1 protein-coding gene is annotated in these 5,892 nt (G+C 64.4%); it reads left to right on the forward strand.

Features of this window, described 5'->3' with window-relative positions:
- On the forward strand, positions 1 to 5,892 hold a 5,892-nt coding region (locus OQ248_RS29000; RefSeq protein WP_265815205.1), incomplete at both ends, for a non-ribosomal peptide synthetase.

Here is a 5,892-nt window from a genome sequence, read left to right on the forward strand (position 1 = left end):
ATGCTCGGCGACATCGACGAGCCGACCCTGGCGTTCGGTGTGCAGGACGTGCACGGCGACGGCAGCGCGGTGCTCGACAGCCAACTTACGCTGGACACCGCGCTGGCCTTGCGTCTGCGCGAGCAGGCACGGCGGCTCGGCATCAGTGTGGCGAGTCTGGCGCACCAGGCCTGGGCGCAGGTTCTGGCGCAGATCAGCGGCCGGGACGAAGTGGTGTTCGGCACGGTGCTGCTGGGCCGGATGCAGGGCGGCGAGGGCGCCGACCGGGCCTTGGGCCTGTTCATCAACACCTTGCCGCTGCGGGTCAGCGTGACCGCCATGTCGGTGCGCGACAGCGTGCTCGCCACCCATGAGCGGCTGGCGCAATTGCTCGTCCATGAAAAGGCGTCACTGGCGCTGGCCCAGCGTTGCAGCGGGGTTTCCGGCTCGTTGCCGCTGTTCGGCACGTTGCTCAACTATCGCCACAGCGCACCGCAGGCTGCCGGCCTGACCCTTGATGGCATTGAATTGCTCAGCTCCCGCGAGCGCAGCAACTATCCGCTGGTGGTCAGCGTCGATGACCTTGGCGAAGGCTTGCGTCTGAGTGTGCAAGCGGTGCCGGGCATCGATGGGGCGCGGGTCTGCGAGTACATCAACATTGCCTTCGGCAGTCTGGTGCAGGCGCTGGAGCAAACGCCGCAACTGGGTGTCGATCAGCTGTCGATTTTGCCGCCGGATGAGCGTCGGGAATTACTGGTCGGTTTCAATAAGACTCAGCGGGAATACCCGTCAGGTTCGACGGTGCATGGTCTGTTCGAGCAGCAAGTGAAACGGCATCCGCAAGCCGTGGCGGCGGTGCATGGCAACACCGCGTTGACTTATGAAGAGCTGAATCAACGGGCCAATCGCCTGGCCCATCATCTGATCAAGCAGGGCGTGCAGCCGGGCGACCACGTGGCGATCCTGTTGCCGCGTTCGCTGGAACTGTTGATCGCACAACTGGCCATCGGCAAATGCGCGGCGGCTTATGTGCCGCTGGATATCAATGCGCCGGCTGAACGTCAGGCGTTCATGGTTGAGGATTGCGGGGCGAAAGCGCTGTTGACCTTGAGCACGGAGTCAGTCGACTACACCGTGCGCCGGATCGATCTGGATGCGCTGAAACTCGACGCGCAACCGACGGACAACCCGGACCTGCCGCAGTCCTCGGAATCCGTGGCCTACATCATGTACACCTCCGGCTCCACCGGTACGCCGAAAGGGGTAATGGTGCCGCACCGGGCCATCGGGCGGCTGGTGATCAACAACGGTTATGCCGATTTCAATCCGCAGGATCGTGTGGCGTTCGCCTCCAACCCGGCATTTGACGCCAGCACCATGGACGTCTGGGGGCCGCTGCTCAACGGCGGACGAGTGGTGGTGATCGATCACGACACCTTGCTTGATCCAAGCGTGTTCGGGCAGGTATTGGCGGCTTCGGGCGTCACGATCCTGTTCGTTACCACCGCGCTGTTCAACCAGTACGTGCAGTTGATCCCCGAAGTCCTCAAAGGCTTGCGCATCGTGCTCTGTGGTGGCGAACGCGCCGACCCGGCCGCGTTCCGCCGTTTGCTGGCCGAGGCGCCGGACCTGCGCATCGTCCACTGCTACGGCCCGACCGAAACCACGACTTACGCCACGACGTTCGAAGTGCGCGAAGTGGCGGACGATGCCGACAGCGTGCCGATTGGCGGGCCGATCTCCAACACCCAGGTCTATGTGCTCGACGCCCGTCAGCAACCGGTGCCGATGGGCGTGACTGGCGAGCTGTACATCGGCGGCCAGGGTGTGGCGCTGGGCTATTTGAATCGCCCGGACCTGACCGCCGAAAAATTCCTGCAGGATCCGTTCAGCGAGCAACCGGGCGCGCTGCTGTATCGCACCGGCGACCTCGCACGCTGGCTCGCACCGGGCCAACTGGAATGCATCGGACGTAACGACGATCAGGTGAAGATTCGTGGTTTCCGCATCGAACTGGGAGAAATCGAAAACCGCCTGCTGAACTGCGAAGGGGTCAGGGAAACCATCGTGCTGGCCCGTCAGGACGGCCAGGAACCGCTGCGTCTGGTGGCGTATTTCACCGCCGATGAAGGCGTGGACAGCGCCAGCCTGCGCGAACAATTGCAGTCGCGCCTGCCGGAATACATGGTGCCCTCGGCCTGGGTGCAACTCGACGCGTTGCCGCTGAACAACAACGGCAAGGTCGACCGCAAAGCCTTGCCGCTACCGGATCCGGGCGCCTGGCTCAGCCAGGCATACGAAGCCCCGCAAGGCCCGGTTGAAACCGCGCTGGCGCAGATCTGGGCAGACGTCCTGAAGCTGGAAAAGGTCGGTCGCCACGACAACTTCTTCGAACTGGGCGGCCATTCGTTGCTGGCCGTGAGCCTGATCGAACGCCTGCGCCGGATCGGCCTGAGCACCGACGTGCGTGTATTGTTCAGCCAGCCAACCCTGGCCGCGCTGGCGGCAGCGGTGGGCAGTGGTCGCGAAATCGAAGTGCCGGCCAACCGCATTCCTGCTGATTGCACTCACATCACCCCGGACCTGCTGAGCCTCACCGTACTGGACCAGGCCGGCATCGACCGGATCGTCGCCACGGTGCCGGGCGGCGCCGCCAACGTGCAGGATATCTATCCGCTGGCGCCGTTGCAGGAAGGCATCCTTTATCACCACTTGAGCGCGGAGCAGGGCGACCCGTACCTGCTGCAATCGCGGCTGGCCTTCGACAGTGTCGAGCGCCTGCGCACCTTCACCGACACCTTGCAGCAGGTCATCGCACGCCACGACATCCTGCGTACCAGCGTTGTCCACGAAGGCCTGGCGACGCCGCATCAAGTGGTGTGGCGCCACGCCGAACTGGTGGTTCAGCACGTCGCACTGGATTCAGCAAACGGCGACATCCTTGAGCAATTGCACGAGCGCTTCGACGCCCGTCACTACCGCCTCGACATCAGCCAGGGGCCGCTGCTGCGCATGGTGTATGCCGAAGATCCGAAGCAGCAGCGCGTGGTGGCGATCCTGCTGTCTCATCACCTGATCCTCGATCACACCGCGCTGGAAGTGATCATCGATGAGATGCGCGGTGTGATGTTCGGTGAGATCGACAGCCTTTCGGCGCCGATTCCCTATCGCAACTATGTGGCCCAGGCGCGCCTGGGGCTCAGCGAGCAGGAACACGAAGCGTTTTTCCGCGAGATGCTCGGCGACATCGACGAGCCGACCCTGCCGCTGGGGCTGCGGGATGTGCAGGGCGACGGTCACGGCATCGAGGAAGCGCTGCAACCGGTGGCCACCGAACTCAATATGCGTCTGCGTGAACAGGCGCGGCAACTGGGTGTGAGCGCGGCCAGCCTGATGCACCTGGCCTGGGCGCAAGTGCTGGGCGTGCTGTCGAACCGCCGCGATGTGGTGTTCGGCACGGTGATGATGGGGCGGATGCAGGGCGGCGATGGCGCCGACCGGGCGCTGGGGGTGTTCATCAACACCTTGCCGCTGCGCATCGATGTCGGTGCCGGCGCGCGGGACGGGGTCAAGGCGACTCACGCAAGACTGACCGCGTTGCTGGGGCATGAACATGCCTCGCTGGCGCTGGCCCAGCGTTGCAGCGGTGTCGCGGCATCGTCGCCGCTGTTCAGTGCCTTGTTCAACTACCGTCACAGCGCCCCCGCGCAACAGTCGCAAAACGGCCAGGGCATCTGGGAGGGCGTGCAGAAACTCGGCGGTGAAGAACGCACCAACTACCCGCTGACCCTGAGCGTGGACGATCTGGGTGAAGGGTTCGCCTTGTCGGTTCTGGCGGTGAGCCAGATCGGTGCGCAACGGATTTGCAGTTACATGCATACCGCGCTGGAGCAACTGGTGCAGGCGCTCGAACAGACGCCGCAAAAACCGTTGAACCGCTTGCCGATCCTTTCGACTGCGGAGCTGGAACGTCTGGTCGAGGGCTTCAATCCCCCGGTCACGGCCTATCCCCGTGGCGCAACGATTCACGCAATGGTCGAGGCGCAGGCCCGGCGCAACCCTAATGCCCTCGCCGTGATTCAGGGCGCGCAACAGCTGACCTACGGGCACCTCAATCAGCGCGCCAACCAACTGGCCCATCATTTGATCGGCCTCGGCGTACAACCGGACGACCGCGTCGCCATTTGCGTGCGTCGCGGCCCGCAGATGCTGGTGGGGCTGCTGGCGATTCTCAAGGCTGGCGCCGGTTATGTGCCGGTGGATCCGGCGCACCCGGCGGAGCGTATTGCCTACCTGTTGCAGGACAGCGATCCGGTGGCCGTGTTGGTCCAGGCCTCGACCCGGGATCTGCCGGGCATGCTGCCGGTGATCGATCTGGACAGCGACGCCTGGCAACACCTGCCCGACAGCAACCCGCAACTGCCGTACCTGACCCCGGCAAATCTGGCGTACGTCATCTACACCTCGGGCTCCACCGGCCAGCCGAAAGGGGTGATGGTCGAACACGCGACTTTGGAAAACCTCGTGCACTGGCACGCTGAAGCCTTCGACCTGCACGCCGGCAGCCACACCGCCAGCGTTGCCGGGTTCGGTTTCGATGCGATGGCCTGGGAAGTCTGGCCGGCGCTGTGCGTCGGCGCGACCCTGCACCTGCCGCCGGAATCGGTGAGCAATGAACACCTGGACGAACTGCTCGACTGGTGGCGGGCGCAGCCGTTGCAAGTCAGCTTCCTGCCGACGCCGGTGGCGGAATATGCGTTCAGCCGCGAGCTGCAACACCCGACCCTGCGCACGTTGCTGATCGGTGGCGACAAACTACGTCAGTTCAGCCGTGCGCAAAGCTTCGCGGTGATCAATAACTACGGCCCGACCGAGGCCACGGTGGTCGCGACGTCCGGCCCGGTGGAAGTCGGTCAGCTGCTGCACATTGGCCGGCCGATGGCCAACGCCCGCATCTATCTGCTGGATGACCAGCAACGCCCGGTGCCGGTGGGTGTGGCGGGGGAGTTGTACGTCGCTGGCGCCGGTGTAGCGCGGGGTTACCTGAACCGTCCTGAAATGACCGCCGAACGCTTCCTCGCCGACCCGTTCAGCGACCAGCCGCAGGCGCGGATGTACCGTACCGGCGACCTCGCACGCTGGCTCGCGGACGGCAATATCGAATACCTGGGCCGCAACGATGATCAGGTGAAACTGCGCGGCGTGCGGGTCGAGCTGGGGGAAATCGAAGCCGCGCTGGCCAGCCATCCGACGGTGCAGGACGCCGTGGCGCTGGTGCGCGACGGGCAGTTGCTGGTGTGGTTCACCGAACGGGCACCGGCCGCTATCGAAACCTTGCGCAATCATCTGCAAGGGCTTCTGCCGCAAGCCTTGATCCCGGCAGCTTACGTGCGACTCGACGCCTTGCCGCTGACCGCCAACGGCAAACTCGACCGCAAGGCGTTGCCGGAACCGGATCAGAACGCCTGGCTCAGCCGTGAATACGAAGCCCCGCAGGGCCCGGTGGAAACCGCACTGGCGCAGATCTGGGCGGATGTCCTGAAGCTGGAAAAGGTCGGTCGCCACGACAACTTCTTCGAACTGGGTGGCCATTCGTTGCTGGCCGTGAGCCTGATCGAACGTCTGCGCCAGATCGGCCTGAATACCGACGTGCGTGTGCTGTTCAGCCAGCCAACGCTGGCTGCACTGGCCGCTGCGGTGGGCAGCGGTCGTGAGATCGAAGTACCGGCCAACCGCATTCCTGCTGATTGCAGCCACATCACCCCGGACCTGCTGAGCCTGGCCGAACTGGATCAATCGAGCATCGACCGCATCGTTGCCACGGTGCCCGGCGGCGCCGTGAACGTGCAGGATATTTATCCGCTGGCACCGTTGCAGGAAGGTATCCTTTATCACCACTTGAGCGCGGAGCAG

The sequence above is a fragment of the Pseudomonas sp. COW5 genome, assembly GCF_026240005.1.
GTDB lineage: Bacteria > Pseudomonadota > Gammaproteobacteria > Pseudomonadales > Pseudomonadaceae > Aquipseudomonas > Aquipseudomonas kribbensis.